The organism is Aeromonas sp. R4-3, from assembly GCF_040908275.1.
Classification (GTDB): domain Bacteria; phylum Pseudomonadota; class Gammaproteobacteria; order Enterobacterales; family Aeromonadaceae; genus Aeromonas; species Aeromonas rivipollensis.
The window spans coordinates 77,042-101,046 of record NZ_JBFODK010000022.1; the positions used below are offsets into that span (position 1 = coordinate 77,042).

General features: G+C 62.1%; 21 protein-coding genes and 1 tRNA gene. 13 read left to right on the forward strand and 9 right to left on the reverse strand.

Annotated features, from left to right (window positions below; all coding sequences use genetic code 11):
- Nucleotides 1-254: 254 nt before the first annotated feature.
- From AB5Y91_RS05675 to AB5Y91_RS05715, 9 genes are all read left to right on the forward strand, one after another.
- Nucleotides 255-1,586 carry a glutamine synthetase family protein gene (locus AB5Y91_RS05675; RefSeq protein WP_106885487.1) on the forward strand — a complete coding sequence of 444 codons (1,332 nt, stop codon included), beginning with the start codon at nt 255-257 and terminating at the stop codon, nt 1,584-1,586.
- 275 nt (nt 1,587-1,861) lie between these two features.
- Complete coding sequence (locus tag AB5Y91_RS05680; RefSeq protein WP_139744714.1) at nt 1,862-3,223, forward strand: aspartate aminotransferase family protein; 1,362 nt, start codon at nt 1,862-1,864, stop codon at nt 3,221-3,223.
- Between the two features lie 54 nt (nt 3,224-3,277).
- Nucleotides 3,278-4,375: an extracellular solute-binding protein gene (locus tag AB5Y91_RS05685; protein ID WP_106885489.1), complete on the forward strand. Its 1,098-nt coding sequence runs from the start codon at nt 3,278-3,280 to the stop codon at nt 4,373-4,375.
- Nucleotides 4,376-4,490: 115 nt separating this feature from the next.
- Nucleotides 4,491-5,576, forward strand: a complete 1,086-nt coding sequence (locus tag AB5Y91_RS05690; RefSeq protein ID WP_106885490.1) for a polyamine ABC transporter substrate-binding protein — start codon at nt 4,491-4,493, stop codon at nt 5,574-5,576.
- A 76-nt stretch (nt 5,577-5,652) separates the two neighbouring features.
- On the forward strand, nt 5,653-6,807 hold the full coding sequence (gene potA, locus AB5Y91_RS05695; protein WP_005328474.1) for a polyamine ABC transporter ATP-binding protein: 1,155 nt from the start codon (nt 5,653-5,655) through the stop codon (nt 6,805-6,807).
- Nucleotides 6,804-7,709, forward strand: coding sequence for an ABC transporter permease subunit (locus AB5Y91_RS05700; protein WP_111910851.1), 906 nt, complete (start codon nt 6,804-6,806; stop codon nt 7,707-7,709). Before potA ends, AB5Y91_RS05700 begins: the two co-directional genes overlap by 4 nt.
- 150 nt (nt 7,710-7,859) lie before the next feature.
- Entirely contained in the window at nt 7,860-8,702 is an 843-nt protein-coding gene (locus AB5Y91_RS05705; RefSeq protein WP_163148364.1) for an ABC transporter permease subunit, read from the forward strand.
- A gap of 89 nt (nt 8,703-8,791) precedes the next feature.
- Nucleotides 8,792-9,517, forward strand: coding sequence for an MOSC domain-containing protein (locus AB5Y91_RS05710; RefSeq protein WP_368169266.1), 726 nt, complete (start codon nt 8,792-8,794; stop codon nt 9,515-9,517).
- 140 nt (nt 9,518-9,657) lie between these two features.
- Nucleotides 9,658-9,734: transfer RNA gene (locus AB5Y91_RS05715), tRNA-Pro, on the forward strand.
- Nucleotides 9,735-9,976: 242 nt separating this feature from the next.
- Here the strand turns inward: AB5Y91_RS05715 and AB5Y91_RS05720 are convergent.
- Both AB5Y91_RS05720 and AB5Y91_RS05725 read right to left on the reverse strand, forming a co-directional pair.
- Nucleotides 9,977-10,504, reverse strand: coding sequence for a hypothetical protein (locus AB5Y91_RS05720; RefSeq protein WP_111910854.1), 528 nt, complete (start codon nt 10,502-10,504; stop codon nt 9,977-9,979).
- A gap of 123 nt (nt 10,505-10,627) precedes the next feature.
- Nucleotides 10,628-11,092 (reverse strand): thioesterase family protein, encoded by a 465-nt coding sequence (locus AB5Y91_RS05725; protein WP_162519265.1) that lies wholly within the window; start codon nt 11,090-11,092, stop codon nt 10,628-10,630.
- A gap of 133 nt (nt 11,093-11,225) precedes the next feature.
- On the opposite strand from AB5Y91_RS05725, the gene recQ reads away from it, so the two are divergent.
- Nucleotides 11,226-13,049, forward strand: a complete 1,824-nt coding sequence (recQ, locus tag AB5Y91_RS05730; protein WP_368169267.1) for an ATP-dependent DNA helicase RecQ — start codon at nt 11,226-11,228, stop codon at nt 13,047-13,049.
- Nucleotides 13,050-13,100: 51 nt separating this feature from the next.
- Here the strand turns inward: recQ and AB5Y91_RS05735 are convergent, their stop codons facing one another.
- A complete protein-coding gene (locus AB5Y91_RS05735; RefSeq protein ID WP_368169268.1) occupies nt 13,101-13,403 on the reverse strand; it encodes a cytochrome c in 303 nt (100 codons plus the stop codon).
- 104 nt (nt 13,404-13,507) lie between these two features.
- Between AB5Y91_RS05735 and AB5Y91_RS05740 the strand changes: the two genes are divergently transcribed.
- The 3 genes from AB5Y91_RS05740 (at nt 13,508) to AB5Y91_RS05750 (ending at nt 16,115) form a co-directional block, all read left to right on the forward strand.
- A complete protein-coding gene (locus AB5Y91_RS05740; RefSeq protein WP_368169269.1) occupies nt 13,508-14,935 on the forward strand; it encodes a YdiU family protein in 1,428 nt (475 codons plus the stop codon).
- A 10-nt stretch (nt 14,936-14,945) separates the two neighbouring features.
- Nucleotides 14,946-15,230, forward strand: coding sequence for a DUF3630 family protein (locus tag AB5Y91_RS05745; RefSeq protein WP_368169270.1), 285 nt, complete (start codon nt 14,946-14,948; stop codon nt 15,228-15,230).
- A 210-nt stretch (nt 15,231-15,440) separates the two neighbouring features.
- Nucleotides 15,441-16,115: a 7-cyano-7-deazaguanine/7-aminomethyl-7-deazaguanine transporter gene (locus AB5Y91_RS05750; RefSeq protein WP_043554198.1), complete on the forward strand. Its 675-nt coding sequence runs from the start codon at nt 15,441-15,443 to the stop codon at nt 16,113-16,115.
- A 281-nt stretch (nt 16,116-16,396) separates the two neighbouring features.
- On the opposite strand, the gene rraA is transcribed toward AB5Y91_RS05750, so the two are convergent.
- The 6 genes from rraA to nirB form a co-directional block, all read right to left on the reverse strand.
- Nucleotides 16,397-16,882, reverse strand: coding sequence for a ribonuclease E activity regulator RraA (rraA, locus tag AB5Y91_RS05755; protein WP_005328442.1), 486 nt, complete (start codon nt 16,880-16,882; stop codon nt 16,397-16,399).
- 263 nt (nt 16,883-17,145) lie between these two features.
- Entirely contained in the window at nt 17,146-18,570 is a 1,425-nt protein-coding gene (gene mgtE, locus AB5Y91_RS05760; protein ID WP_042649187.1) for a magnesium transporter, read from the reverse strand.
- Nucleotides 18,571-18,713: 143 nt separating this feature from the next.
- The gene (gene cysG / locus AB5Y91_RS05765; RefSeq protein ID WP_368169271.1) at nt 18,714-20,120 is read right to left on the reverse strand and encodes a siroheme synthase CysG; all 1,407 of its coding nucleotides are present in this window, start codon (nt 20,118-20,120) and stop codon (nt 18,714-18,716) included.
- A gap of 12 nt (nt 20,121-20,132) precedes the next feature.
- On the reverse strand, nt 20,133-20,945 hold the full coding sequence (gene nirC / locus AB5Y91_RS05770) for a nitrite transporter NirC (protein ID WP_368169272.1): 813 nt from the start codon (nt 20,943-20,945) through the stop codon (nt 20,133-20,135).
- 51 nt (nt 20,946-20,996) lie between these two features.
- The gene (nirD, locus tag AB5Y91_RS05775) at nt 20,997-21,314 is read right to left on the reverse strand and encodes a nitrite reductase small subunit NirD (RefSeq protein WP_368169273.1); all 318 of its coding nucleotides are present in this window, start codon (nt 21,312-21,314) and stop codon (nt 20,997-20,999) included.
- A gap of 100 nt (nt 21,315-21,414) precedes the next feature.
- Nucleotides 21,415-23,961: a nitrite reductase large subunit NirB gene (gene nirB, locus AB5Y91_RS05780; protein WP_368169274.1), complete on the reverse strand. Its 2,547-nt coding sequence runs from the start codon at nt 23,959-23,961 to the stop codon at nt 21,415-21,417.
- Nucleotides 23,962-24,005: the final 44 nt, after the last annotated feature.

Sequence of the window (24,005 nt, forward strand, 5' to 3'; positions counted from 1 at the left end):
CTGACTGAGTATCGAGCAGGTTCTGTCCAGCCTTGGCATCGGGCTTGCAGTGGGCTTATCGTGGCACAGAGTGTTTAGTATTTGGTGCCGCCTTGGTCATTATATCGGCCGTTGTTTATAGTTTTTTAAACACCACCGCTTGACAAGGGCCTTTGTCACGGGCTTTTATGGTGAGGTCGATTACATTTTCTTAACAAGGGTGTTCCTTATATTAGACACCCTTGCCAATGACAACCGTAGAGTCGGGGTTTAACATGGACAGTATCAAGGGCTGGATGGAGAGCAATCGCATCACGGAAGTGGAGTGCCTGTTCCCGGATTTCACCGGCAATGCCCGAGGCAAGATCATTCCAGCCAACAAGTTTCTGCGCGAAGGGGGCATGCGGCTGCCCGAGGTCATCTTCACCCAGACGGTGACCGGCGAGTACCCGGATGACGACAGCATGATAGACCCGCTGGAGCGGGACATGCAGCTCTATCCCGATCCCAACACCATTCGTTTCGTGCCCTGGGCACTGGAGCCCACGGCTCAGGTGATCCACGACTGTTTCGACATCAATGGCAAGCTGATCGACATAGCGCCGCGCTCCGTGCTGCGCCGGGTCTTGTCATTTTACGAGAAGCAGGGCTGGAAGCCGGTGGTGGCCCCCGAGCTCGAATTCTATCTGGTCAAGCGCAACGAAGACCCCGACTATCCGCTGGTGCCGCCGGTGGGCCGCAACGGCCGCCCCGAGACGGCGCGCCAGTCGTTCAGCATCGATGCGGTCAACGAATTCGATCCCATTTTCGAGGACATGTACGACTACTGCGAGGCCCAGGAGCTGGAGGTAGACACCCTGATCCACGAGTCCGGCGCCGCCCAGATGGAGATCAACTTCCTGCACGGTGACGCCATCGATCTCGCCGACCAGGTGTTCCTGTTCAAGCGCACCATGCGGGAAGCGGCCCACCGTCACGGCATCTATGCCACCTTCATGGCCAAGCCCATGAGCGATGAGCCGGGCTCCGCCATGCACATCCACCAGAGCCTGGAAGACGCCGAAGGGCGCAACCTGTTTGGCACCAGCGAAGGGGGCAACTCCGAGCAGTTCATGCACTTCATCGCCGGCCTGCAGAAGTACACCCCGGCGGTGACCGCCCTGCTGGCGCCGAACGTCAACTCCTACCGCCGCCTCACCTTCGGCGAGAGCGCGCCGCGCAACGTGCAGTGGGGCGTGGAAAACCGCACCTGCGGCCTGCGGGTGCCCTTCTCCGAGCCGAGCGCGCGCCGGGTCGAAAACCGCTTCGCCGGTGCCGACGCCAACCCCTATCTGGCGCTGGCCGCCACCCTGGCCTGCGGCTACCTCGGCATGCTGGAGAAGCTGGAGCCGATGCAGGAGATGAAGGCGAGTGCCTATGACCTGCCCTACAGCCTGCCCCGTTCCCTGGAGGAGTCGCTCAGCCATCTGGAGCAGTGCGAGCCCATCAAGGACATGCTGGGGGAACGCTTCATCCGCGCCTTCGTCGCGGTCAAGCGCAAGGAGTACGAGACCTACTTCGGGGTGATCAGCCGCTGGGAACGGGAATTCCTGCTGCTGAACGTCTGACCCGTCTCGGGAGGGGCGCAGATCCCTCCCGTCACTCTCAAAGCAAGATGGCACTGGCTCGTGAGGGGCGGCTGATGGCGCCCGCTCGCGGCCGTACCGTGCCCGTGGGCCAGCCGCCCTCAGCAATTGACGAACAAACATCGCTCAGATCGAAGGAACCGAGGAGCAAGCAACGCAGCATTCCGCCCGTGAGTAGCAGTGACCGGGAGAGTGCCAGCCGCCCTCGACATTGACGAACAAACATCGCTTAAATCGAAGGAACCGAGGAGCAAGCAATGAAGCAGACCACCCGCGAGTGGCAGCAACTGGATGCCAGCCACCACCTGCATCCCTTTACCGACTTTCAGGCCCTGAACAAGAAGGGCAGCCGCATCATCACCAAGGCCGAGGGGGTCTATCTGGAAGACTCCGACGGGCGCCGCATCCTGGACGGGATGGCGGGCCTGTGGTGCGTCAACCTGGGTTATGGCCGCCAGGAGCTGGTGGATGCCGCCACCCGCCAGATGCAGCAACTGCCCTATTACAACCTCTTCTTCCAGACCAGCCATCCCCCCGCCGCCGAACTGGCGACCCTGCTGGCCGAGATCACGCCGCCCCATCTCAACCACGTCTTCTTCACCGGCTCGGGCTCGGAGTGCAACGACACTGTGCTGCGCATGGTGCGTCACTACTGGGCCAGCAAGGGGCAGCCCGACAAGCAGGTGATCATCAGCCGCCACAACGCCTATCACGGCTCCACGGTGGCGGGCGCCAGTCTGGGGGGCATGAAGGGCATGCACGCCCAGGGTGGTCTGCCCATTCCCGGCATAGTCCACATCGATCAGCCCTATCACTTCGGTGAGGGTGAGGGCATGAGCGCCCACGAGTTCGGCCTGGCCCGTGCCCGCCAGCTGGAAGAGAAGATTCTGGAGCTGGGGGTGGACAAGGTGGCGGCTTTCATCGGCGAGCCTATCCAGGGGGCCGGCGGCGTCATCATTCCGCCCGACAGCTACTGGCCCGAGATCCAGCGTATCTGTGACAAGTACGGCATCCTGCTCATCGCCGACGAGGTGATCTGCGGTTTCGGTCGCACCGGCCACTGGTTCGCCAGCGAAGGCTTCGGCATCAAGCCTGACCTCATGTGTCTGGCCAAGGGCATCACCTCGGGCTACCTGCCGATGGGAGCCGTGATGGTGGGGGACAGGGTCGCCAAAGTGCTGGTGGAAGAGGGGGGCGAGTTCAACCATGGCTTCACCTATTCCGGTCATCCGGTGGCCTGCGCCGTGGCCATTGCCAACATCCAGCTTATGCAAAGTGAGAGCATAGTTAAGCGCGTTCATGATAGTATCGGCCCCTATTTGCAGCGCCGCTGGAGCGAGCTTGCCGATCACCCGCTGGTGGGAGAAACCCGGGGTAAAGGTCTGGTTGCCGCGTTGGAAATAGTCCAGGACAAACAGACGAAACGTCGTTTCCCGGCCGAACTGCACGCCGGGATGACCTGTCGGGAGTTCTGTTTTAACAATGGCTTGGTGATGAGGGCTGTCGGCGATACCATGATCATATCGCCCCCCTTGGTGATCACCGAGGAACAGGTGGATGAATTGGTCAAACTGGCCAGGCTCAGTCTGGATCTGACGGCTGCAAAGCTGCAGGAATAGGCTGAAACCGGGCAGATTGGCTTACGCATACAATTTGCTTAGGAGACAAGGACTATGTCTTTTAAAAAGGGAATGATGGCTGCTTCCGTGGCGCTGGTCATGATGAGTACCGGGGCGATGGCCGACGAGAAGGTGCTGCACGTCTATAACTGGAGCGACTACATAGCGCCGGATACGCTGGAAAACTTCCAGAAGGAGACGGGCATCAAGGTGGTGTATGACGTGTTCGACAGCAACGAGGTGCTGGAAGCCAAGTTGCTGGCGGGCAGTTCGGGTTATGACATCGTCGTCCCGTCCAACCCCTTCCTGGCCAAGCAGATCAAGGCAGGCGTCTTCCAGAAGCTGGACAAGTCCAAACTCTCCAACTGGCAGAACATGGATGTCGATCTGCTCAAGGCGCTCGAACCGAGCGATCCGGGCAACCAGTACTCCATCCCTTACCTGTGGGGCACCATTGGCTACGCCTACAACGCCGAGAAGGTGAAGGCCGTGCTGGGTGCCGATGCGCCGGTCAACTCCTGGGATCTGGTGTTCAAGCCGGAGAACATGGCCAAGTTGAAGGAGTGCGGTGTCTCCTTCCTCGACTCGCCGACCGAAATGCTGCCGGCCGCCCTGCAATACCTGGGCTTCAAGCCGGATAGCCAGAAGCCGGACGAGTTGAAGAAGGCTGAGGAGCTGTTCCTCTCCATCCGCCCCTATACCGCCTACTTCCACTCCTCCAAGTACATTTCGGATCTGGCCAACGGCAACCTGTGCGTGGCGGTGGGTTACTCAGGTGACCTGCAGCAGTCCAAGGCACGTGCCGCCGAAGCCAAGAACGGTGTCAGTCTGACTTACACCATTCCGAAAGAGGGGGCTGGCAGCTTCTTCGACATGATCGCCATCCCGGCGGATGCCAAGAACGTCGAGGCAGCCCACACCTTCATCAACTATCTGATGAAGCCGGAAGTGATCGCGAACATCACCAACGTGGTGCAGTTCCCGAACGGCAACAAGGCAGCCACTCCGCTGGTGGACGAGGCGATCCGCACCGATCCGGGCATCTACCCGACGGCGGACACCCTCAAGAAGATCTACACCTTCCCGGATCTGCCGGCCAAGGTGCAGCGTCTGATGACCCGCAGCTGGACCAAGATCAAATCAGGTAAGTAAGTGACGAGTACCCCTCCCGGTCCGCAGTTCGGCCGGGAGGGTGGTGACCACCCGACAGGTTGGACGGCGCGTATGGATGCGCGACTGGCAAAATCACACAAACGAGGACTGATAAGTGCACATGACCAAGATGGCAACGCTGGCCCTGACCCTGGGGTTTGCAAATCTGACCCAGGCAGCCCCTGTGGTTCATTTTTACAACTGGTCCGATTATATCGGCGAGACCACCCTCAGTGACTTTCAGCAGAAGACCGGGATCAAGACCGTCTACGACGTGTTTGACTCCAACGAGACGCTGGAGGGCAAGCTGCTGACCGGACGCACCGGTTACGATCTGGTCGTGCCTTCCAACAATTTCCTGGCCAAGCAGATCCAGGCGGGGGCTTTCCAGAAGCTGGATCCCGCCCTGCTGCCCAATCTGGCCAATCTGGATCCCCTGCTGCTCAAGCAGCTCGACAAGGTGGATCCGGGTCATCAGTACGCCGTGCCCTATCTGTGGGGCACCAACGGCATCGGTTACAACGTCGACAAGGTCAAGGCGGCACTCGGGGTCGACAAGATTGACTCCTGGGCCATCATCTTCGAGCCGGAAAACATGAAGAAACTCTCCCATTGCGGGGTGGCCTTCCTCGACTCGGCGGACGAGATGATCCCGGCAGCCCTGAACTACCTCGGCCTCAACCCCAACAGCCACGATCCTGCGGATCTCAAGCGTGCCGAAGAGCAGTTGCTCAAGGTGCGCCCCTATGTGACCTACTTCCACTCCTCCAAGTACATAGGGGATCTCGCCAATGGCGACATCTGTGTGGCGGCGGGGTTCTCCGGTGACATACTGCAGGCGGCGGCCCGGGCCGACGAGGCAGGCAAGGGGATCAAGATTGCCTACAGCATCCCCAAGGAAGGAGGCAATCTGTGGTTTGACATGATGGCGATCCCCTCCGATGCCACCAACGTCAAAGAGGCTCACGCCCTGATCAACTACATTCTCGAGCCGCAAGTGATCGCCAAGGTGAGCGACTACGTGGGTTACGCGAACCCGAACATCAAGGCGGGAGAGTTCATGGACAAGGCCGTGCGCGATGACGAGTCAGTCTATCCCCCCCAGGCGGTGCTGGAGCGTCTGTATGTGCAGGAAGCACATCCCCGCTCGGTGCAGCGCCTGATCACCCGGAGTTGGACCAAGATCAAGTCCGGAACCTAACCTTGGCGCCCATCCCGGGGCGCCAGATTGTATTGATGGATCGGCCCCGGCCGGTATCACCTTTGGGAGTTTGGTAATGGCGATAGCCTCCAGTGCCTACAAGAAAGCCCTCGAGGGCAGCCAGCAGCGTAAAGAAGTGCTGGTCAAAATAGACAGGGTAAGCAAGCAGTTCGACGAAACGCTGGCGGTCGATAACGTGTCTCTCAACATCCACAAGGGCGAGATCTTCGCCCTGCTGGGTGGTTCAGGTTCCGGCAAGTCCACCTTGCTGCGGATGCTGGCCGGGTTCGAGCGTCCCACCGAGGGGCGGCTGTTCCTGGATGGGGTCGACATTACCGACATGCCGCCCTATGAACGTCCCATCAACATGATGTTCCAGTCCTACGCCCTGTTTCCTCATATGACGGTGGCGCAGAACATCGCCTTCGGTCTCAAGCAGGATGGCCTGCCCAAGGCAGAGGTCGACGCCCGGGTGGAGGAGATGCTCAAGCTGGTGCAGATGACCCAGTATGCTCGTCGCAAGCCGCACCAGCTCTCCGGCGGTCAGCGCCAGCGGGTCGCCCTGGCCCGCTCTCTGGCCAAGCGCCCCAAGCTGCTGTTGCTGGATGAGCCCATGGGGGCGCTGGACAAGAAGCTGCGCTCCAAGATGCAGCTGGAGCTGGTGGAGATCATCGAGCGAGTCGGCGTAACCTGCGTCATGGTGACCCACGATCAGGAAGAGGCCATGACCATGGCCGAACGGATCGCCATCATGCACCTGGGTTGCATCGAGCAGATCGGCAGCCCGATGGACATCTACGAGACCCCGGCCAGCCGGCTGGTGTGCGAGTTCATCGGCAACGTCAACCTGTTTGACGGCCTGCTGGTGGAAGATGAGCAGGACCACGCCACCATCGCCTGCGCGGATTTGGAGCAGCCCATCTACGTGGGCCACGGCATCAGCTCCCGTGCCGAGAACAAGAAGGTGACCTACGCCCTGCGGCCGGAAAAATTGCTGATGAGTCTGCACAAGCCGGAGGAGATCGAGCATCCGGACTTCAACTGGACCAAGGGTGAGGTCTATGACATCGCCTATCTGGGCGGCCATTCGGTTTATCACATCCAGCTGCCCTCGGGCAAAATCGTTCAGGCTTTCATCGCCAATGCCGAACGCCACGGCAAGCGGCCAACCTGGGATGACCAGGTGTTCCTCTATTGGGAAGATGACAGCGGCGTGGTGCTGCAATCATGAAGGCATTGAGACGACTCAAGCAGTTGGGGGGACGCCAGCTGGTGATCGGCATCCCCTTCTTCTGGCTGTTCCTCTTCTTCCTGCTGCCCTTCATCATAGTGGTGAAGATCAGCTTCGCCGAAGCGGATGTGGCTATCCCGCCCTACACCGACGTGGTGACCTGGGCAGACAATCAGCTCACCATCTTGCTCCACATGGGCAACTACCTGCTGCTGCAGGAGGATGAGCTCTACATAGCGGCCTATCTGGGCTCCCTCAAGATGGCCTTCATCAGCACCCTGCTGTGCCTGCTGATCGGCTATCCCATGGCCTACTCCATAGCGCGGGCCAACAAGGAGACCCAGACCGTCCTGCTGCTGCTCATCATGATGCCGACCTGGACCGCCATCCTGATCCGGGTCTACGCCTGGATGGGCATCCTCAGCAACAATGGTCTGCTCAACAGCTTCTTGCTGGGGATAGGGGTGATAGACGAGCCCTTGCAGATCCTCAACACCAACCTGGCGGTCTACATCGGCATCGTTTACTCCTACCTGCCGTTCATGGTGCTGCCGCTCTACGCCAACCTGGTCAAACACGATCAGAGCCTGCTGGAGGCGGCCTCCGATCTCGGTGCCCGCAACCTGACCCGGTTCTGGCAGATCACTGTGCCACTCTCCAAGAACGGCATCATCGCCGGTTGCATGCTGGTCTTCATCCCCGTGGTGGGCGAGTTCGTCATCCCTGAGATGCTGGGCGGCCCCGAGACTCTGATGATCGGCAAGGTGCTGTGGCAGGAGTTCTTCAACAACCGCGACTGGCCGGTGGCGTCCGCCCTGGCGGTGGTGATGCTGGCGGTGCTGATAGTCCCCATCATCCTGTTCAACCGCAACCAGGCGAAGGAATTGGAGGGCAAGGTATGAAAAAGGCGTTGCAGATAGTCCCTGCATCCATTCCGTTCAACCGCAATCAGGCGAAAGAGCTGGAGGGCAAGGTATGAAGAAGGCGTTGCTGATAGTCCCTGCATCCATCCTGTTCAACTGCAACCAGACAAGCGTATTGGAGGGTCAGGCATGAGACGTCTCGGTTTTTCCAAGCTGATGCTGTGGCTGGGGCTGCTGTTTATCTACCTGCCCATGGTCATCATGGTCATCTACTCCTTCAACGCCTCCAAGCTGGTGACGGTATGGGGGGGCTGGTCACTCAAGTGGTACTTCGGCCTGCTCGACAACAAACAGTTGATTGGGTCCGTGTTCCGCTCCCTGGAGATCGCCTTCTACACCGCCATAGCCGCGGTGGCGCTGGGGACTGTGGCCGCCTTCGTGCTGACCCGGATCCCGCACTTCCGTGGTCGCACCCTGTTCGGTGGCATGGTGACGGCGCCCCTGGTGATGCCAGAGGTGATCACAGGTCTGTCGCTGCTGCTGCTGTTCGTGGCCATGGCCCAGCTGGTGGGCTGGCCCGCCGAGCGGGGCATGCTGACCATCTGGATTGCCCACACCACCTTCTGTACCGCCTACGTGGCGATAGTGGTGTCGGCGCGGCTGCGGGAGCTGGATCTCTCCATCGAGGAGGCGGCCATGGATCTCGGCGCCAAGCCGTGGAAGGTGTTCTTCCTCATCACCATCCCCATGATAGCTCCGTCGCTGGCGGCGGGCGGCATGATGTCGTTCGCCCTGTCGCTGGATGATCTGGTGCTGGCGAGCTTCGTCTCAGGTCCGGGTTCCACTACCCTGCCGATGGAGGTGTTCTCGGCGGTGCGGCTCGGGGTGAAACCCGAGATCAACGCGGTGGCCAGCCTGATCCTGTTGTCGGTGTCGCTGTTCACCTTCGGCAGCTGGTACCTGATGGCGAGGGCGGAGAAACGCCGCCGCGCCGAGATTGCCATGACCACCCAGATGCAGGCCGTCGCCTGACCCCGGGGCTGTTGAGGCAGTAACACGGCTTGCGCCGACGGCTCAACAGCCCCTAAGATCCGCATTCTCTCATCCGTCAGGAGCATGGAATGCGGATCTCCCTCTTTATCGGCCAGAGCGCCGAGATGAATGCCGAACTCGCCCCCGGACTCGTCAGTGCCATCGAAAAGCATGTGGCAGGCCATCCCCTGTGGTGCAGCTTCTCGGGCCTGGAGGGAGATGAGCAGAGCGACCAGCGTCATCACGGCGGCCCGGATCGCGCCCTGCACTATTATCCTGCGGATCACTACCCCTGGTGGAAGACCTGGCAAACCGCGCTGGGCCTGCCTGCCCCCCGAGCTCCCTGGCAGCCGGCGGCCTTTGGTGAAAACCTCTCCGGCCTCGGCTTGACCGAAACGCAAGCCTGTATCGGCGATGTCTATCGCCTCGGCGAGGCGCTCATCCAGATCAGCCAGCCGAGATCTCCCTGCTTCAAGCTCAATCAGCGCTTTGGCTACCCGCACCTCTCCCAGGTGATGCAGCTCAACGGCCGCTGCGGCTGGTTGCTGCGGGTGCTGGAGGAGGGGCGCGTGGCCCCGGTGGATGAGCTGCTGCTGATGGACAGGCCCTATCCCGAGCTGACGGTGAAGCGCACCGCCGACATCCTGTTCAACCAGACCCGCCACGAAGGGGACCTGCAACTGCTGCTGGAGAACCCGGCGCTCTCTCCCAACTGGCGCCAGCATGCGGCCCACTGGCTGGAGCACGGGGTCGTTGCCGATTGGAGTCGACGTCTGCTGGGACCGGCCGAGTTTCAGCTGCCGCCAAAAGCGTAACTGAGTACCGGGACGAGCCCGGCGCCCCTTATCGCCATGAAACGCTGGATTATTGAGCGTAAAGCCCTTTTTTTGTGGCGAAAGCAAAAAAAGGCTTGTGTCATGTCGGGGCTTTCGGTAAATTCTCGCCCCGCAGACATCGGTGTGTAGCGCAGCTTGGTAGCGCACTTCGTTCGGGACGAAGGGGTCGGAGGTTCGAATCCTCTCACACCGACCACATTAGAAAAGGCCGCTCATCGAGCGGCCTTTTCGCATTTGGATTTTGCCTTTGCCGTTCTCGGTAGACGGGGCAGGAGCGGTATACGGGGTCGATTGCCTGGTGCTGAATGCCGCCCATTAAAAGGGCCACCGCTCGGTGGCCCCACAGGTGGAGTCTGATCCTGACTCCGGCACTCTAGATTGTGGCAATCTCGTTGTGGGTCTTGTCGATGGTGCCCTCCTTGCGCCCTGGGCGCATGATCAGATATGCCAGTGTTGATGCCGCAATGCCTTGAAGCCGTGCTGAGTTTGCAGAGCCGCATGCTTGGGGTACTCACTAATGAAATGTGCTATTCCCTCCATCAGTTGTGACCGCAGAGAAGACACGGGCTCGTGCCAGGCCTGCAGGCAGAGATGGCCGGGGATCAACTGCTCTCGATACGCTTCCAGCAGCTGTTCTGGCCAGGGCTCGATATGGGAATCATGATGCAGTAAATAGTGGACGGCGGGTTCACGGGCATAGATGAACTGAACTTGGGCCAGGTCGCGTTGGCTGAGCGTTTGGCTGCCGATGTGGCAAGTCAAATATTTCCCCGTCTTCAGATTCAGGAAGTGACCGCGTTGCCGACAGGCAATGATGCGATACCAAGGCAGGGGTGAACAGAGAGAATACCCCTTCAGCTCCTGTTCCAACCAGTGACGGCACTCGGGCGTCTGCACCTCTTCGCGCATGGACTCGAGCTGTGTCAACAAGGCTCTGGATGGTTGGGTAGCCAGCATCGCGCTCATCGTCTGCAATCCTCCCTCTGCACACAATCCCGACTTCCAGTATGGACCCTGGCCGGTGGCGGGGGTAACAATTCTAATGATTAAAATCAGCTTAGAAGCGCACTTTTTATGCAATAAAGACCATTAGCCGACCAGGTAGGTGCCGGTGCCAAAGGCGATATGAGTCCCTTCTTCGTTGTGCAGTTCCATACGGGCGACGGCGACCTTGCTGCCCGCCCGTATGATGTGGGCGGTGGCGATGAATTCGTTGCCGCGACCGGGCCGCAGATAGTCGACCCTCAGGTCAATGGTGCCGAGGCGGGAGAAACGCTCCTTGAGGTAGCTGGGGGAGAAGTCCTCCAGCTCGTCGATGCAGGAGGCGGCGACTATCATGCCGCCCGCCACGTCCAGCAGGCTGGCGGTGACACCGCCGTGCAGTATGTTGTGAAAGGGGTTGCCGATCAGCTTGTCATCCATCTTGATGCGCAGCTCCACCTTCTCGAAGTCATAGTGGGTCACCTGCATGCCGATGAGCTTGTTGAACGGCATCTTCTCGGCGAACAGATTGGCAATGCCACTGAGCGCCATCTTCTTCAACATCTGTTTCATTCTCTGATACCGATCCCTGTCATCAAAGCCGAGTAAAAACTCCAGCCAGTCTGCAACACTTCCTTAACAGTCGCAATGGCAGGTTTATTGTGGGCGGCGGCTGCTTTAGAATGGCGACCCCAAAGGAGAGCCCATGACCGCCATTGCCGACACCTTGCCCGATACCCCCCTTGCCCTGCTGCAGGCGGTCTTCGGCTACCAGCAATTTCGGCCTGGCCAGCTCGAGATCATCGAACAGATAGTGGGGGGGCGCGATGCCCTGGTGCTCAAGCCCACAGGTGGCGGCAAGTCGCTCTGTTACCAGATCCCGGCGCTGCTGCGGCCCGGGCTCGGGGTGGTGGTCTCCCCCCTCATTTCGCTGATGAAGGATCAGGTGGACAGCCTGCGCGCCAACGGCGTGGCGGCTGTCTACATCAACTCGGCCCTGAGCCGGGAAGAGATGATCCAGAACTTTGCCGCCATGCGTCGCGGCGAGATCAAGCTGGTCTATGTCTCCCCCGAGCGGCTGCTGCAGCACGAGTTTCTGGATCGGCTGGCAGAACTGCCCCTCGGGCTGTTCGCCATCGACGAGGCCCACTGCGTCTCCCAGTGGGGCCACGATTTTCGCCCCGAATACGCGGCGCTGGGGCGGCTCAAGCAGTGGTTCCCCCAGGTGCCCGTGGTGGCGCTCACCGCCACCGCCGACGAGGCGACCCGCAGCGACATGCTGCATCGCCTCGAGCTGAACGACCCCTTCATTCACACCGCCAGCTTCGACAGACCCAACATCCGCTACAGCCTGGTGGAGAAGTTCAAGGGGGCTGAGCAGTTGCTGCGCTACGTGCAGAGCCAGAAGGGCAACTGTGGCATCGTCTACTGCTCCAGCCGTAACCGGGTGGAAGAGGTCGCAGAGCGGCTCTCCCGCCACGGCTGCAAGGCGGCGCCCTATCATGCGGGCCTGCCGCTGGATCAGCGGCTGCGCACCCAGGATGCCTTCCTCAAGGACGACGTCGAGATAGTGGTGGCGACGGTAGCGTTCGGCATGGGCATCGACAAGCCCAACGTGCGCTTCGTGGTGCACTACGACATTCCGAAGAACATCGAATCCTACTATCAGGAGACCGGCCGGGCCGGCCGCGATGGCACCCCCGCCGAGGCGCTGCTGCTCTACGATCCCGCCGACATAGGCCGGGTGCGGCGCCTGCTCGACAACATAGAGAACCCCCAGCAGCTGCAGGTGGAGCAGTACAAGCTCAACGTGATGGCGGCCTTCGCCGAGGCGCAGACCTGCCGCCGTCAGGTGCTGCTCAACTACTTCGGCGAGTACAACGACAAGCCGTGCGGCAACTGCGATATCTGCCTGGATCCCCCCAAGAGCTATGACGGCACCGAAGATGCCCAGAAGGCGCTCTCCTGCGTCTGGCGGGTGGGGCAGAACTTCGGGGTGGGTTATGTGGTGGAGGTGCTCAGGGGCTCGCTCAACCAGCGCATCAAGGATCACGGCCACGACAAGCTGTCGACCTACGGCATCGGCAAGGATCAGAGCCACGAGTACTGGATGAGCGTGATCCGCCAGCTGATCCACAAGGGGTTGCTGACCCAGAACATCACCCGCAATCTGGTGTTGCAGCTGACCGAGGCGGCCCGCCCCGTGCTGCGCGGCGAGACGACGCTGGCCCTGGCGGTGCCGCGGCTGCAGCCCATCTCCAGCCGCAAGGAGAAGCGCAGCGGCCTGCTCGACAATGCCAACTACGACAAGCGGCTGTTCAAGGAGCTGCGGGCCCTGCGCAAGCAGATCGCCGAGGATGAAGAGGTGCCGCCCTATGTGGTGTTCAACGACGCTACCCTGGTGGAGATGGCCCAGCTGATGCCGATGACCGAGGACGAGATGCTGACGGTCATCGGTGTCGGCAACCGCAAGCTGGAGCGCTTCGGTGAAGCCTTTATGGACCTTATCATCGAGTATTGCCGCCGGTAGGGTCGATTAGCGCAGCGTAATCGACCGCATCCGGGATAGGGCGTCGCCAGGCTACTTCAAGCTGGCGTAATAGGCCGCCAGGTTCTCCATGTCCGCCTCGTTCAGCATCGCCATGAAGGGGGCCATCAGCGGCTCTGTGCGGCTGCCCTCCTTGAAGGCTTTCATCTGTTTCAGCAGATAGGCAGCGTTCTGGCCGGCCAGATGGGGATAGACGGGGACGGTCGCCTTGCCATCCACCCCATGACAGGCGGCGCAGACCGCCGCCTTGGCCTTGCCCGCTTCGATGTCGGCGGCCTTGACCTGATGTCCCCAGGCCAGCGCCAGCAGGGGCAGGGCATATATCCATTTTTGCATTGTTTTCTCCGTGAAATGAAATAGCGCGATCGCCTGTTAGCCTGTGCGGGCAGACGGCGGTATAAAGAGTGACACGAGCATACGCAGGGACGAATCACGCCACCATGAAGTTGATCAACACTTTCGCCACCGAACTGCCCTGGGCCTGCGAGCCCGTGGCCCCTCAGCCCCTGCGTGAGCCCAGGCTGCTGCACCTCAATCAGGGGCTGCTGCGGGAGCTGGGGCTGGACGGGGTCGGTGAGGCTGATTGGCTCGCCTGCTGCGGGCTGGGGCAGCCGTTGCCGGGCATGCAACCGGTGGCCCAGGTCTATGCGGGCCATCAGTTCGGTGGCTACAGCCCCCGGCTCGGCGATGGTCGTGCCCTGCTGCTGGGGGAGCAGCAGGCGCCGGACGGCCAGCGCTGGGATCTGCACCTGAAGGGGGCGGGCAAGACGCCCTTCTCCCGCTTCGGTGACGGCCGCGCCGTGCTGCGCTCCAGCATCCGCGAGTATCTCGCCTCAGAGGCGCTCCATGCCCTCGGCATTCCGACCACCCGAGCCCTGGTGCTGGTGGGCAGTGACGAGCCGGTCTACCGGGAGCAGGTCGAGAGCGGGGCGACAGTGCTGCGCACAGCACCTAGCCACCTGCGCTTCGGTCACTTCGAGTATTTCGCCTGGAGTGGCCAGGGGGAGAAGATCCCCGCCCTCATCGACTATGCACTGCGCCACCATTTCCCCGAACTGGAGAGCGGTGCCGAGTTGTTCGCCGAGGTGGTGCGGCGCACCGCGCGCCTCATCGCCAAGTGGCAGGCGGCGGGCTTCTGCCACGGGGTGATGAACACAGACAACATGTCCCTGCTCGGGCTGACCCTGGATTACGGCCCCTACGGCTTTATCGACGCCTATGTGCCCGACTTTGTCTGCAACCACTCGGATCCGGGTGGTCGCTACGCCCTGGATCAGCAGCCGGCGGTGGGTTACTGGAACTTGCAGAAGCTGGCCCAGGCGTTGGCGGATCAGGTGGATGGCGAGGCCCTGGCGGCGGCCCTGGCCCAGTACGAGCATCAGCTGATGTTGCACTACTCCGAACTGATGCGGGCCCGACTCGGCCTGGAAACCTGGGAGGATGAAGACCCGGCCCTGTTCCGCCAGCTGTTCCAGCTGCTGGCGGCACATCGGGTGGACTATCACCTCTTCCTGCGCCGTCTGGGTGAGCTGACGTCTCAGGGAGAGTGGCCCGCCTCCCTGCTGGCGCTGCTGCCGGATCCCGCCCCCTGGCAGGAGTGGCTCGACGCCTATCGGGCCCGGCTGGCCCGGGAAGGGAGCCAGGATGCGGCACGCAAGGCGCGGATGGACGCCGTCAATCCCAAGTACGTGCTGCGCAATGCCCTGGCCCAGCAGGTCATCGACGCCGCCGAGACGGGGAACATGGCGCCGTTCGAGCGGCTGTTTGCTGTCCTGCAGCGCCCCTATGACGAGCAGCCGGAATACGAGGATCTGGCGACCCCGGTTCCCCGGTGGTATTGCGGTGGCGAGCTCTCTTGCAGCAGTTGAGGAGTGAAGGATGAACTGGCGGGTAACGCAGGTGGATGCCGAGTCGGCCGTGCTGCTGACCTGTCCCGGGCTCTGCTGGGACAACTTCCCTGCCCTGGCCGAGGAGCTGGTCGAGGGGTGGGAGCTTATCCCGATCGAGCGGGAGTGGGGGGCGGATCGCCACAGCTGGCTGCTGGAGTTCGAAGGCAGCCGGTTGCGGCTGGAGTATGAGCAGCACAGCGGCTGCTGGCTGGAGGCGACACACCCGGACGACAGGGCGGTGGTGCTCTGGCTGGGTCGGCAACATGGGGCATGAGTCCCGATGATGGTTGCCGGGTCCGTCGCACAAGCATTGAATGACCGGCCTGGGGGTCTGTGGCGTCGCCCTTCGACGATGGTTGCCGCAGGCTGAACCAGCAGCATAAGGATTGAACTATCCGTGTCGGGGCGTATAATCTCGCCCCTCAATTATCGCCAATGGTGGCGGTATGGGTTCCCTAACCCCATTAACCAAAAAGGTCACAATATGAATCTGACCCCTGCTCAGCACCAGACGGCGCTGGTGCGTCTCTCGTTGTTCCACATCCTGATCATCGCCAGCAGCAACTACCTGGTGCAGCTGCCGATCACCATCTTTGGCTTCCACACCACCTGGGGTGCCTTCAGCTTCCCGTTCATCTTCCTGGCCACCGATCTGACGGTGCGGATCTTCGGCGCCGGACTGGCCCGCAAGATCATCCAGACCGTGATGCTGCCGGCCCTGGCCGTTTCCTATGTGCTCTCTGTGCTCTTCTTCGAAGGCAGCTATCAGGGCATGGGAAACCTGGCGGAGTTCAACCTCTTCGTGGCGCGCATCGCCCTGGCCAGCTTTATGGCCTATCTGGTGGGCCAGTTCATGGATGTGGTGGTGTTCAACCGCCTGCGGCTGCTCAGGGCCTGGTGGGTGGCGCCGGCCGCCTCGACCCTGTTCGGCAACCTGGTGGATACCATCGCCTTCTTCAGCATCGCCTTCTGGCGCAGCACGGATCCCTTCATGGCCGAGCACTGGGTCGAGATAGCGACCGTGGACTATGTGTTCAAGCTGCTGATAAGCCTGGGACTGTTCGTGCCGCTCTACGGCGTGCTGCTGCGCTACCTCAGCCGCAAGCTGGTGGGGGAGGCCGGTCTGGCCGGTCTGCAAACGGCCACACGACAAGCCTGACAAGAATGACCACCCGCGCGGTGGTCATTTTTTTGCACTTTTTATAAATAAGGCTTGCACAGTTAAATGAGAATGATTATTGTTAACTTGTTTTCCGGGAAAGACTTCATTCGTTCCAACGTGATGGACTTCTTGTGAAGGCACGACATTGCTCACATTGCTTCCAGTTAAGGGGCCAGTTGTTTACTGGCCCTCTTTTTTTGTCTTTTTTCAGCAGCTTGTAGCCAAATGACGGCCATAAAAAATGGGAGCCAGGGCTCCCATCTTCAGTCTGTGTCGGCTCATTCTATGTCGAGCGCATCGGGGGAGAGGATCACCCCTGTGGTATCGGCGTAGAGGTGATCATCCGGCAGGAAGGTGACACCGCCGAAGTTGACCGGCAGATCCGTCTCTCCCACATCCTTGTGGTCGGCACCGACCGGGATGGCGGCCAAGGCCTGAATGCCGATATCCAGATCCTCCAGGATGTCGACCTCGCGCACGCAGCCGTAGCAGACGATGCCTTCCCACTCGTTTTCCGCCGCCGTGGTGGCGATCTCGCTGTCGATCAGGGCCCGGCGCATGGAGCCGCCGCCGTCGATCAGCAGCACGCGGCCGACGCCGTTCTCCTTGACGACTTCACGGATGAGGCCGTTCGATTCGAAGCATTTGACCGTGGTGATGACGCCGCCGAAAGAGGCACGGCCGCCGAAGGAGCAGAGCATGGGTTCGAGTACATCCACCATGTCCTGATAGATGTCGCACAGTTCTGAAGTGTTGTATTCCATTGAGTCAAATCCACCGCTGGAAACAGGTGGATCCAGTATAAGGAGTGGGACTGGCATTTCAATGAATATTCCTTGAACAAGCATGGGGATAAGAGACTGCACATGGATTCCCTGCAGCCAATCGCCGGGTCGCCGAGAGACTCAGAGCATCGAGCTGCCACGGGGGACTTTCATCACCCGCCTTGCGGGTCAGGGGCATGTGCTCGTCTTCCCGGCCGAAAAAGCAGGCCATCAGACCCCTTCATATTGGCGCCGATCCGGTACTAGAGCAGGAACAGGGTCGCCAGCCCGAGGAAGATAAAGAAGCCGCCGGTGTCGGTGATGGCGGTGATCATCACGCTGGCCCCCACCGCCGGATCCCGCCCCAGCCGACTCATGGTCATGGGAATGATGACCCCCATCAGGGCCGCCACCAGCAGGTTCAGCACCATGGCGAGCGTCATGACGGCGCCCAGGGCCGCATCCTGATAGAGGAAGTAGGTAGCGACCCCCATGGTGCCACCCCACACCAGGCCGTTGATCAGCGCCACCCCCAGCTCCCGCCACAGCAGGAAGGAGACGTTGCCCGGCTGGATGTGCTGCAGCGCCAGGGCCCGCACTATCATGGTGATGGTCTGGTTGCCTGTGTTGCCGCCAATCCCTGCGACTATGGGCATCAGGGCCGCCAGCGCCACCAGCTGCGAGATGCTGTGCTCGAACAGGCCTATGACCCGGGAGGCCACGAAGGCGGTACAGAGGTTGAGGGCGAGCCAGGCCCAGCGGGTCTTGACCGCCTTGGCGACAGGGGCGAACACGTCTTCTTCCTCGCTGATCCCCCCCATGCGGCGCAGATCGGTGTCGCTCTCCTCATAGACCAGGTCCACCACCTCTGCGACGGTGAGCCGCCCCATCAGCTTGCCCTTGCCATCCACCACGGCAGCGGAGACGAGATCGTCCCGCTCGAAGGTACGAGCCGCCGCCTCGTCGTTGTCTTCCGGATCGAAGGTGACGGGGTTTTTCTCCATCACATCTTCCACCTTGGTTTCCGGCTTGTGCAGCAGCACTGTGGTGAGGGGCAGCTCCCCCTGCAGCCGGTTGCGTCTGTCGGTGACGAACAGCTTGTCGGTGTTGGCGGGGATCTTGCCGAGCTGGCGCAGATAGCGCTGCACAGTCGCCAGGCTTATGTCGGCCCGCACCGTGATCAGCTCGAAGTCCATCATGGCGCCGACCGTGTGCTTGCCGTAGCGGATCACCTCCCGCACCCGGTCGCGCTGGTCAGGGGCCATGGAGGTGAGCAGCCGGCCCATCAGGTTGCGGGGCAGGTATTGGCCCAGATAGATCTGATCGTCGATGTCGAGGGTGCGCAGGGCGTGTAGCAGCGCCTTGTCGCTCATGCCGCTGATGAGGCTGTCCCACACCGTCTCAGACGCCTCGACCAGGATCTGGCCGTGGCGCTCCGGATCTACCTGCTGCCACAGCACCTGGCGCTCGTCCGGCGGCAGGGACTCCAGGGCATCGGCGACGTCGGCGGCCGGCAGGCTGTTGACCAGGCGCGTCAGCTCGCTGGTCTGATCCCGCAGCTCGGCGTCCTGCACCCCTTGGGGATCGAGCAGGCTGTCGGTGAGGGCATCGTCGGCCAGCAGCAGGGTGAGGATGCGGGCTCTGTCGTGTTCACGCTGTTTGGCGCTGTTCTTGGGGGGGAGAGACATGCAGCAAGATTCCTGAATTCGGTTGGCCGGATGGCCTTGCTCCATAGGATACCAAATTCAAAACAAGAGGTTATGACAGTAAATGCAGGATAAAGAAACGCCACCCCAAGGTGGCGCTTTCAATACTGGCGTTGGGCCGCGTCTCAGGCCGATGCCGCGATCCGCGCTGCGTCATTGCCCTGGCCGAACCAGGCGAGCTTGTCCGCCAGGGTGACGACCGAGCCGACCATGATGAGGGCCGGGCTCTCGACGCCGATGGCCAGCTCCGGCAACTGGTCCAGGGTGCCACGAATGACCCGCTGGCTCGGTTGGGTGCCGCGCTCGATCAGTGCCACCGGGGTGTCGCCCCCCTTGCCGTGGGCCAGCAACTGTTCGCGGATCACGGCGCAGGAGGAAAGCCCCATGTAGAACACCAGGGTCTGCCGATCCCGGGCCAGCAGGGGCCAGTCGAGATCCTGGGCACCCCCCTTGCCGTGAGCTGTGACGAAGCGCACGCTCTGGGCGTGATCCCGGTGGGTGAGAGGGATGCCCGCGTAGGCGGCGCAGCCACTCGCCGCCGTGATCCCCGGCACCACCTGAAAGCCCACGCCGCTGCCGACCAGCGTCTCCAGCTCCTCGCCGCCCCGGCCGAAGATGAAGGGGTCGCCCCCCTTGAGCCGCACTACCCGCAACCCCTTCTTCGCCTCGTCCAGCAAGAGTTGGTTGATCCCCTCCTGGGGCACGCAGTGGTTGCCCGCCTGTTTGCCGACGAAGATGCGTCTGGCATCCCGCCGCACTAGCGCCATCACCTCGTCCGAGACCAGCCTGTCATAGACCACCACATCCGCCTGCTGCATCTGGCGCAGGGCGTGCAGGGTGAGCAGGCCGGGATCGCCGGGGCCGGCGCCCACCAGGATCACCTCGCCCTTGGCAGCGGCATCCTCGGCAAAGAGCGTGTCGGCCAGCTGGTTGGCGGCGGCCTTGTCGCCGCGCGCCAGAGCCTGACCGAGCCGGTCGGCGCCGAGCAGTCGCTCCCAGAACTGGCGTCGCTCCCCCATGCTAGGGAAGCGGGCCTTGACCCTGTCTCTCAGGCCGCCGGCAAAGGTCGCCACGGCGCCGAGGTGCTGGGGCAGCAGGGCCTCCAGCTTCTCGCGCAGCAAACGGGCCAGCACCGGGGCCTTGCCGCCGGAGGAGATGGCCACCATCAGCGGCGATCTGTCGATGATGGACGGCATGATGAAGCTGGAGCGTTTCGGGTCATCTACCACGTTGGCAAATATCCCCGCTTGGTTCGCGCTCTGGTAGACCAGCGCATTGACCTCGCGCCGATCGGTTGCGGCCACCACCAGCCACTTGCCCGTCAGCTGAGCCGGCTCGAACTCGCCGGCCAGCCACTCTATCTCACCGTCAGCGGCAAGGGTTGCCAGTTCGGGGTCGAGGGCGGGGGAGACCAGGGTCAGCCGGGCACCGGCATCCAGCAGCAGGCGCGCCTTGCGCGCCGCCACCTCACCGCCGCCAACCAGCAGCACGGGTTTGTTGTCGAGTCGGCAAAAGATGGGCAAGTAGTCCATGGGGCCTCCGGATCAGGCGGTTTGGGTCTGGCTGGTGGTGGCGCTGGCGTCGATAGCCGCGACCGGGCGCTCCGCCTTGGGGGTGGCATACCAGTAGCCGAGGCCCATGAAGAGGGCGCCGGAGACTGTGTTGCCCAGGGTCACCCACAGCAGGTTGTGGCCTATGCCGCCCAGGGTGTAGGCCTCGGAGTGGGCGCCGAACCAGGAGAGGGCGAACAGTGTCATGTTGGCGACCGAGTGCTCGTAGCCGGAGGCGATGAAGGCCAGCAGGCACCACCAGATGGCGATGAACTTGGCGGCACCCTCGGTGCGCAGCGCCATCCAGATAGCGAGGCAGACCAGCCAGTTGCAGAGGATCCCCTTCATGAACAGGGTCAGGGCCGGAGCCTGAGTCTTGGCCAGCGCCACCTTGTGGGCAAGGCTGCCCGCATCCGGCAGCAGGCTGCCGCCGTAGGAGTAGATCAGCGCCACTGCTATGGAGCCGAGCAGGTTGCCGGCCCAGGTCTGGGGCAGGATGCGCAGCAGGTCGGCCATGGAGATCCTGCCCGTCTTCACCCCGAAGGTGAGGAACATGGTGTGGCCGGTGAACAGCTCGGAGCCGGCGATGATCACCAGAGTCAGGGCTATGCCGAAGGTGGCCCCCATCACCAGCGGCCGGATGGCCGGATCCACCAGGTTGCCCAGGGTGAAGATGAGTATGATGCCGAGGCCCACATAGGCCCCCGCCATGGCGGAGCTGAGCCAGAAGCCGAGCTTGTCGCTGCGCTCGAAGCGGTTGATGCGGGCCGCGTTGGCGGCGCACTTGTTGATGGTGTCTGTATACATGCTGGCTCTCTTTAAGCGGGCCGCCCGCAGGCAGCCCTGATGTGTATGGGATTAGACGGCGACCCAGACCTGCTGGTCACGCACTTCAACGGCATAGGCCGCAATCGACATGGCCGGATTCTCGAAGCAGTGGCCGTCGCTCAGGCGAAAGCGCTGCTTCTTGAGGGGGCTGGCGACCCAGAGCGCGCCGTCGTGTTCACAGATGATGCCCCGCGACAGCACGTTGGCGGCGAAGAAGGGATCCCGGTTGTCGATGGCGAACACCTCGGCGGCCGCGCTAGGGCGGAACAGGGCGATCTGACGACCCTCGATCAGAGCGCAGACGCCGGTGCCCGGCAGGATGTCGTTGAGTTGGCAGGCAAGTTTCATCGCTTAATCTCCACGTCGAGTTGGAGGAACTGGCTATTGAGCAGGGCGCAAACGTCCATGCAGCCCGGCAGGGTGTCGTTGAATTGGCAGGCAAGTTTCATCATTTGGTCTCCACCTCGATCTGGTAGACGGGGATGCGCTCGGCCGGGGTCGCCGGTCTGTGTTGGTCGCGCTCGGCGACGAACTGGACGTCCGGGTCGCGCTTGTCGCTGTTGATGAAGTGGCTGAAGCGCTGCAACGCTTGCTCTTCGTTGAGGGTGCGGGACCATTCGCACTCGTAGCTGTCGATAAGGCGCTGGATATCGCGCTCCAGGGTCTCGGCCAGCCCCAGCTTGTCGTCGACGATCACCTCGCGCAGGTAGTCGACCCCCCCTTCCAGATTGCCGAGCCAGACCGAGGTGCGCTGCAGTTTGTCGGCGCTGGTGACGTAGAACATCATAAAGCGGTCGATCAGCTTGATCAGGGTCTCGCGGTCAAGATCCGAAGCCAGCAGGTCCGCGTGGCGCGGTTTCATGCCGCCGTTGCCGCCCACATAGAGGTTCCAGCCCGCGTCTGTGGCTATGATGCCGACGTCTTTACCCTGCGCTTCCGCACATTCACGGGTACAGCCGGAGACCCCGAACTTCATCTTGTGCGGGGTGCGAATGCCCTTGTAGCGGTTCTCGAGGAAGACCCCGAGGCCGACGCTGTCCTGCACGCCGAAGCGGCACCAGGTGCTGCCGACGCAGGTCTTGGCCATGCGCAGCGCCTTGGCGTAGGCCTGACCTGTCTCGAAACCGGCCGCCAGCAGCTTGCGCCAGATGGCGGGTAGATCATCCTTCTGGGCTCCGAACAGGCCGATGCGCTGGGCGCCGGTGATCTTGGTGTAGAGCTTGTAGTCGCGGGCCACTTCGGCCACCGCCAGTAGCCCTTCCGGGGTCACTTCGCCACCGGCCATGCGCGGGATGACGGAGTAGCTGCCGTCTTTTTGCATGTTGCCGAGGAAGATGTCGTTGGTGTCCTGCAGCTGGGTATTGAGCGGGCTCAGCACATGCTCGTTCCAGCAGGAGGCGAGGATGGAGCCGACGGTCGGTTTGCACACTTCGCAGCCATAGCCCTGACCATGCCTGGCCAGCAGCTCGTCGAAGCTCTTGATCCCTTCCACCTTGACCAGGTGGAACAGCTCCTGACGGGAGTGGGGGAAGTGGGCGCAGAGGTGGTTGTTGACCTCTATGCCCTGCTTCACCAGTTCGGCGTTGAGCACCTGGCTGATGAGGGGCACGCAGCCGCCGCAGCCGGTACCGGCCTTGGTGTGCTGCTTGATGGCGGCAAGCGTGGTGTGACCCTCGGCCACCGCCTGGGCTATGTCGCCCTTGGAGACGTCGAAGCAGGAGCAGATTTGGGCGGTTGAAGGCAGGGCATCCACCCCCAGGGTCGGCTTGGCACCGGCGTAGGCGGGCAGGATCAGGGTATCCGGGTGGCTCGGCAGCGGCAGGGCGTTGAGCATCATCTGCAGCAGGTTGCCGTAGTCATCCACGTCACCCACCAGCACGGCGCCGAGCAGGCGGCTGTTGTCTTCGCTCACCACTATCTTCTTGTAGACGCCGGCCTGGTCGTCCTGGAACACATAGCTGTGGCTGCCCGGGGTGCGGCCATGGGCATCGCCGATGGAGCCGACGGAGACGCCGAGCAGCTTGAGCTTGGCGCTCATGTCCGCCCCCTCGAAGCGGCTGTCGCCGCCGAGCAGGTGGTCGACGGTGACCTGGGCCATCTTGTAGCCGGGCGCCACCAGCCCGAAGAAGCGACCCTGCCAGGCGGCGCACTCGCCGATGGCATAGATGTCGGGGTCTGAGGTGAGGCAGTGATCGTCGATGAGCACACCGCCGCGCTCCGCTATGGCCAGTTCGCTATAACGGCCGAGGGTGTCCTGCGGGCGTATGCCGGTGGAGAAGACCACCACGTCCACGTCAAGGGCGGTGCCATCGGCGAAGGCGAGGCGGTGTTTGGCCTCCTTGCCGCCATGCATCAGGATCTCGCTGGTGCTCTTGCTGGTGTGAACCTGCACCCCCATGGACTCTATCTTGCGGCGCAGCAGCTGGCCGCCCTGGCCGTCGAGCTGCTCCGCCATCAATACCGGGGCGAACTCCACCACATGGGTCTCGAGGCCCAGCGCCTTGAGGGCGCCGGCGGCTTCGAGGCCAAGCAGGCCACCCCCAATGACAACGCCACTCTTGCCGCTCTTGGCGGCGCTGCGGATGGCTTTCAGATCCTCGATGGTGCGATAGACGAAGCATTCGTGGTGCTGACTGCCCGCAATGGGCGGCACCCAGGGGTAGGAACCGGTGGCCAGCACCAGCTTGTCATAGCCGACCACAGTGCCCTTGTTGGAGTGCACCTCGCGGGCCGCCCTGTCGATTTTTTTCACCGCTTCGCCGAGCAGCAGGCGGATGCCGTGCTTCTCGTAGAAACCGGGTTTGACGAGGGAGAGATCTTCGCTGGTGTGGTGGGAGAAGTAGGAGGAGAGATGGACACGATCGTAGGCGGGACGCGGTTCTGCACCGAAGACGGTGATCTCGAACCGGTCCGGATCGGATCGCTCGATCAACTCTTCGATGAAGCGGTGCCCCACCATGCCGTTGCCGATGACGGCCAGCCTGACTTTGCTCATGATTGCCTCTGATTTGGAGTAATAAAACATCATTCTGAAGCTAG

Bases quoted from the DNA above. Each gene is read 5' to 3' on its own strand.
- AB5Y91_RS05740 (WP_368169269.1), top strand. From the start codon at position 13,508: ATGAAGTTGATCAACACTTTCGCCACCGAACTGCCCTGGGCCTGCGAG.
- AB5Y91_RS05725 (WP_162519265.1), bottom strand. From the start codon at position 11,092: ATGAAACAGATGTTGAAGAAGATGGCGCTCAGTGGCATTGCCAATCTG.
- AB5Y91_RS05710 (WP_368169266.1), top strand. From the start codon at position 8,792: ATGCGGATCTCCCTCTTTATCGGCCAGAGCGCCGAGATGAATGCCGAA.
- AB5Y91_RS05750 (WP_043554198.1), top strand. From the start codon at position 15,441: ATGAATCTGACCCCTGCTCAGCACCAGACGGCGCTGGTGCGTCTCTCG.
- AB5Y91_RS05700 (WP_111910851.1), top strand. From the start codon at position 6,804: ATGAAGGCATTGAGACGACTCAAGCAGTTGGGGGGACGCCAGCTGGTG.
- AB5Y91_RS05705 (WP_163148364.1), top strand. From the start codon at position 7,860: ATGAGACGTCTCGGTTTTTCCAAGCTGATGCTGTGGCTGGGGCTGCTG.
- AB5Y91_RS05675 (WP_106885487.1), top strand. From the start codon at position 255: ATGGACAGTATCAAGGGCTGGATGGAGAGCAATCGCATCACGGAAGTG.
- nirC (WP_368169272.1), bottom strand. From the start codon at position 20,945: ATGTATACAGACACCATCAACAAGTGCGCCGCCAACGCGGCCCGCATC.
- AB5Y91_RS05685 (WP_106885489.1), top strand. From the start codon at position 3,278: ATGTCTTTTAAAAAGGGAATGATGGCTGCTTCCGTGGCGCTGGTCATG.
- AB5Y91_RS05735 (WP_368169268.1), bottom strand. From the start codon at position 13,403: ATGCAAAAATGGATATATGCCCTGCCCCTGCTGGCGCTGGCCTGGGGA.
- mgtE (WP_042649187.1), bottom strand. From the start codon at position 18,570: ATGTCTCTCCCCCCCAAGAACAGCGCCAAACAGCGTGAACACGACAGA.
- AB5Y91_RS05680 (WP_139744714.1), top strand. From the start codon at position 1,862: ATGAAGCAGACCACCCGCGAGTGGCAGCAACTGGATGCCAGCCACCAC.
- nirB (WP_368169274.1), bottom strand. From the start codon at position 23,961: ATGAGCAAAGTCAGGCTGGCCGTCATCGGCAACGGCATGGTGGGGCAC.
- rraA (WP_005328442.1), bottom strand. From the start codon at position 16,882: ATGGAATACAACACTTCAGAACTGTGCGACATCTATCAGGACATGGTG.
- AB5Y91_RS05745 (WP_368169270.1), top strand. From the start codon at position 14,946: ATGAACTGGCGGGTAACGCAGGTGGATGCCGAGTCGGCCGTGCTGCTG.
- AB5Y91_RS05720 (WP_111910854.1), bottom strand. From the start codon at position 10,504: ATGAGCGCGATGCTGGCTACCCAACCATCCAGAGCCTTGTTGACACAG.
- potA (WP_005328474.1), top strand. From the start codon at position 5,653: ATGGCGATAGCCTCCAGTGCCTACAAGAAAGCCCTCGAGGGCAGCCAG.
- recQ (WP_368169267.1), top strand. From the start codon at position 11,226: ATGACCGCCATTGCCGACACCTTGCCCGATACCCCCCTTGCCCTGCTG.
- cysG (WP_368169271.1), bottom strand. From the start codon at position 20,120: ATGGACTACTTGCCCATCTTTTGCCGACTCGACAACAAACCCGTGCTG.
- nirD (WP_368169273.1), bottom strand. From the start codon at position 21,314: ATGAAACTTGCCTGCCAACTCAACGACATCCTGCCGGGCACCGGCGTC.